3 protein-coding genes are annotated in these 4,933 nt (G+C 65.0%); 1 reads left to right on the top strand and 2 read right to left on the bottom strand.

Annotated features, from left to right (window positions below; all coding sequences use genetic code 11):
* Positions 1–41: 41 nt before the first annotated feature.
* Both AX735_RS08030 and AX735_RS08035 read right to left on the bottom strand, forming a co-directional pair.
* The gene (locus AX735_RS08030) at positions 42–1,163 is read right to left on the bottom strand and encodes a hypothetical protein (RefSeq protein WP_020817427.1); all 1,122 of its coding nucleotides are present in this window, start codon (positions 1,161–1,163) and stop codon (positions 42–44) included.
* Positions 1,160–1,861, bottom strand: a complete 702-nt coding sequence (locus AX735_RS08035; protein WP_372587600.1) for a recombinase family protein — start codon at positions 1,859–1,861, stop codon at positions 1,160–1,162. Before AX735_RS08035 ends, AX735_RS08030 begins: the two co-directional genes overlap by 4 nt.
* A gap of 69 nt (positions 1,862–1,930) precedes the next feature.
* On the opposite strand from AX735_RS08035, the gene AX735_RS08040 reads away from it, so the two are divergent.
* Positions 1,931–4,900: a Tn3 family transposase gene (locus tag AX735_RS08040; RefSeq protein WP_060978499.1), complete on the top strand. Its 2,970-nt coding sequence runs from the start codon at positions 1,931–1,933 to the stop codon at positions 4,898–4,900.
* Positions 4,901–4,933 lie beyond the last annotated feature (33 nt).

Below are 4,933 nucleotides of genomic sequence, written 5' to 3' on the forward strand. Positions count from 1 at the left end.
GGGGTCCGGTGAGAGAATGTTCGAAAACGTACGCTAAGGGATCAGAGCGATTGCAGGGTGTGGAGCAGTTGGTATGAGGCCCGTTTGATTGCGCCATCGTAGCGGCCGAACGCGAACGCTGTCGCTTTCGCCTGTCTTTGGATCATGTCGGGATGCCGTTCGAAGGCTCGATCTACTGCAGCAAGCACATCGTCAGCACCTGATGCGACCTCTCCCAGATGCCAACCAGCGTACCTTGGATCGTCCTGCCAGTTAGCGCCATGCGCATTCACGAAAGCGACGGGCCGCGGCTTAGCGAGGAATTCGTAAAGCTGGCTCGACATGTCGCCCAGATAGATGTCGGCGGCCCGCGCATAGCTCATGTCGAACAGCTTGGGAGAATCCAGATCGACCGCGATGTGCTCTGGCACGGCAAGTTCCAGCCACCGCGCTCGCGCGATCGGATCGAGGTTTTCGAACGCGCGGACATGAGGGGCGAAGACCAAGTTGTACCGCTCCTGTTGGCGGAAACGGGCGATGACATCGCGAGCGATCCCGATCGAGGACAGCGCAGGATCAAAATGAGGGTTGTAGAAGACGGTCGGGCGATCGTTGTCGAACAATCGCGGTCCGGTGGGCAAGGCCTGCAAATAGTCGATCTTTATATAGCCCACGGCCGAAAGCCGCTTACGGCTGAGGCCTTGCGCGACGGCACGCTCGATGTCTTTCTGTCCGGGAACGAAGATGGCATCGAAGGCTCTCTGCTTGGCTTCGGAGGATGGTGCACGGTCGCCAGCGCCGTGGCGGAAATGTACCAGCGGACGCTTCCATCCGAGCCATCGCAACGCCGCAGAGGTGCGCTCGGGAACGATGATGGCCTGGGTCTTGCGGGCCTGCCATCGGATCCGCGCCAGCAGGGGCCCCTTCGCCGCCGAGCGGCTGCCCGTTATGCGCGCTGCAATCCTGCCCGCCCAAGGCCAGGCGATCTGCGTCACGGTCATCGTGCTGGCTCTCATCGCCGCAGCCACTGCGCGCAAGGCGGCGGCGGTGCGGTCGTCGGCGCAGATGCAGCGGACCGTGATATCCGGATGGCTCAGGCTAAGTTCTGCGGCGACCGGCGCGAGATGCAGGACCTGATGCTCCCCTCCGATGAATACGAACGTGAGATTGTTCAAATTCGTCATGCCTTGATCGATGGGCGCGCTTTTCGAGCGAGAAGCTTCTGTCCGTCCGTCCTGATCTCTCCGTTCGGCGTAACATGCCGGTAGAGCGTCTGACGCGTGATGCCCAGCTCGGCGCACAGCTCGGCGACCTTGGTTTCGGGTTTGCCCATAGCCGCCTGGGCAAGCCGCAGTTTGGCGGGCGTCATCTTGAACGGGCGACCGCCATGTCGGCCGCGCGCACGTGCCGATTCCAGACCGGCGCGGGTGCGCTCGACGATCAACTCGCGCTCAAACTCGGCGAGGCCGGCAAAAATCGCAAAGATCAACCGACCGTTGGCGGTGGTGGTGTCGATCGACGCGCCTTCGCCGGCCAGCACCTTGAGGCCGATGCCACGCTTGGTCAGGTCGCCGACTGTGTTAACGAGGTGGCGCAGGTCGCGACCGAGGCGGTCGAGCTTCCATATGACCAGCGTGTCATCACGGCGCAGTGCCTTCAGGCAGGCATCCAGCCCCGGCCGCTTGTCGAGCCGGCCCGACGCGGCATCCTCATAGATATGCTCGGGATCGACGCCGGCCGCGACCAGCGCGTCGTGCTGAAGGTCGTGAACCTGGCTGCCATCCGCCTTGGACACTCGCGCGTAACCGAGCTGCGTTGTCACATATACGTCCGTCTGCGTGACGGAGCGGCATTGCCCGTCGATCAATCTGCATAATGTCACATAACCCGTCTCCTCGTCTATGCTCCATGAACAGGGCCACATCCCTGTTGCGTGACAAACAGGAAGCCGATGCCGTCCAGAACAATATTATCGCCTGCGCAGCGCGCTGTGATCTTCGATCCGCCTTCTGACAGCGCGACGATCGAGCGGCTCTTCACTCTCGGCCCCGATGACCTCGCGCAGGTAGCGCGTCGTCGGCGCAGAGCGAACCGGCTCGGCTATGCCGTGCAGCTCTGCTACCTGCGTCATCCGGGGCGTGCGCTGCTGCCGAGTGAAGCAGTGCCCGCCCTCATGCTGTCGCTGCTCGCCGACCAGATCGGTTGCCGGATCGACGACTTCGCCGACTATTCTGCCCGTGCGACGACGCTGCGCGAGCATCGCGCCGAGATCGAAGCGTATCTTGGTCTGCGCGCCTTTGACCGGATCGACGTACGATCGACGCTGGCACTGGGATCAGAGATCGCCACCTCGACCGATCGGGGCGAGGCGATCGTCGCCGGCATGGTCAATCGCCTGCGGCTCGACCGGATTGTTCTGCCTGCGGCATCGACGCTGGAACGGCTCGCCCTCATCGTGCGGGCCCATGCACGCAAGGCCGCCCATGCCGGACTGATCCGCGATTGCTCGGCCGATCAGGAAGCGGCACTCGAACGCCTGATCGCATCCGATGACAATGGTCGCACCCGTCTGGGATGGCTACGCGAATGGCCGGAAGCGCCATCGGCGTCGAACCTGAAGGGGATCGTCGAACGGCTCGACGCGGTGCGCGGCATCGGGATCGCAACCGATCGGGCACGACGTATCCATGCCGCCCGCTATGCCGTCATCGCCCGGACCGCCGGCATCGTCACTGCGCAACACCTCCGGCGTCTCGAACGCCCGCGCCGACTCGCGATGCTGGTCGCCTCCATGATCGAGATGGAGGCGGCGCTGACCGATGCCGCCTTGGTCATGGTCGAGAAGATGGTGGGGGCGCTGTTCCGCCGCGCCGACCGTACCCGGTCCGACCGGCTGCTCGGGCAGGCACGGATGCTGAAAGACACGGCGCGCTTTCATGTCCGGCTCGGCCGCTTGCTGGTCGATGCACGCGCGAGCGGACGCGACGCCTTTCGCACGATCGATGACCGGGTGGGCTGGGATCAGCTCGAACGCAGCATCCGCTTCGCCGAGGATCTGACGCGTGCGGCCGATGACGGTCTGGAGGAAGTGGTCGAACGCTACCCTGCCGTGCGGCGGTTCGCCCCGACCTTCCTCGCCGCCTTCACCTTCCGGACCGCGAGATCGGGCGATCCGCTGCTCGGCGCGATCGAGGCGCTGCGAACGATGTACCGCGACGGCCGATCGGTCCTGCCGAAGCGTGTGCCGACCAGCTTCATCAAGCCACGCTGGCACAAGGTCGTGCAGCCGGCCGAAGGGACAATCGACCGCCGCGCCTATGAGATCGCGGTGATCGTCCACCTGCGCGAACGGCTCGGATCAGGCAGCATCTGGGTAGATGGCAGCCGCGCCTATCGCACGCTGGACGATTACCTGCTGCCGGTGCCCGCCTTTGAGACGATGCGCACCGATAGCGATCTGCGCCTCGCCGTGCCGTCCCGTTTTTCTCAATGGTATGAGGAACGGCGCGCGATGCTGACCCAGCGCATGACCGAGGTGGAGCGCGCAGCCGCGGCCGGCGAACTGGTCGACGTAACGATCGAGCGCGGGCAGTTGTTGATCTCGCCGATCCGGCGATCTCCGTCCGACGATGCCGAGGCGCTGAAGGCCCGGCTCTACGCGATGCTGCCGCGTGTCCGCATTACGGACCTGCTGGTTGAGGTCGCCGCGTGGTCGGGCTTTGCCGACCGTTTCGTTCATGCCCGCAGTGGCGAGCCGGCCTCTGACCAGTCCGCGCTGATGGGGTCGATCCTCGCCGATGCGACCAATCTCGGCCTCGGGCGCATGGCGGAAAGCTCGCGTGGGCTGACATTGTCACGCCTGCGCTGGACTGCGGAATGGCATGTGCGCGATGAAACGTACCTGTCGGCGCTGGCGGCGATCGTAGACTGCCACACCGCGCATCCGCTCGCCCAGGTCTGGGGACCGGGCGACACATCGTCCTCGGACGGGCAGTTCTTCCGCGCCGGCGGTCAGGGCGAGGCGCGCGCCGATCGCAACGCCCGCTACGGCAGCGAACCCGGCGTGCTGTTCTACACCCACGTCACCGACCGCTTCACGCCGTTCCATACCAAGGTCATAGCCGCCAATGCTGGCGAGGCCGCGCATGTCCTCGACGGCCTGCTCGATCATGAGAGTGAACTGGTGATCCGCGAACATGCGACCGATACCGCCGGGGCGGTCGATCATGTCTTCGGCTTGTGCCATCTGCTCGGCTTCCGCTTCGCACCGCGTATTCGCGACCTCAACGAACGCCGCCTGTATAGCCTGTCGTCGCTCGATCCTTGGCCGACGCTGCGCCAACTTGTCGCGGGCCCGGTCAACGTGCGCGCGATCGAAGAGGATTGGGACGAGACGCTGCGGCTCGCCGCCTCGATCCGCGCCGGCACCGTCAGTGCCTCGGTCATGCTGCGCAAGCTGGCGGGTTTCCCGCGTCAAAACCCCGTCGCCCGCGCGCTGCGTGAGATCGGGCGGATTGAGCGCACACTGTTCATGCTCGACTGGTTCGACGATCCCGAACAGCGGCGTCGCACCGGCAGCATCCTCAACAAGGGTGAGGCCCGCAACGCGCTCGCCCGCGCCATCTTCTTCAACCGCCTCGGCGAACTGCGCGACCGCACCTTCGAGAACCAGCGCCATCGTGCCTCTGGCCTGACCCTGCTCACCGCGGCCGTCACGCTCTGGAACACCGTCTATCTCGACCGCGCCGTCCGGCATTTGCGCGCCAGCGGTGTCGAGGTGCTGGACGAACTGCTTGCCCATGTCGCGCCATTGGGCTGGGAGCATATCGGCCTCACTGGCGACTATCTGTGGAGCGAGATGGACAAGCCCCGCGAGCGGTTCAGGCCGCTCCGCCTCCATCGGAACGGTCGGGATGCTTAGCGTACGTTTTCGAACATTCTCTCACCGGCCCCC

The sequence above is a fragment of the Blastomonas sp. CCH1-A6 genome (assembly GCF_001556365.1).
In the GTDB taxonomy this organism is placed as follows: Bacteria; Pseudomonadota; Alphaproteobacteria; order Sphingomonadales; family Sphingomonadaceae; genus Blastomonas; species Blastomonas ursincola.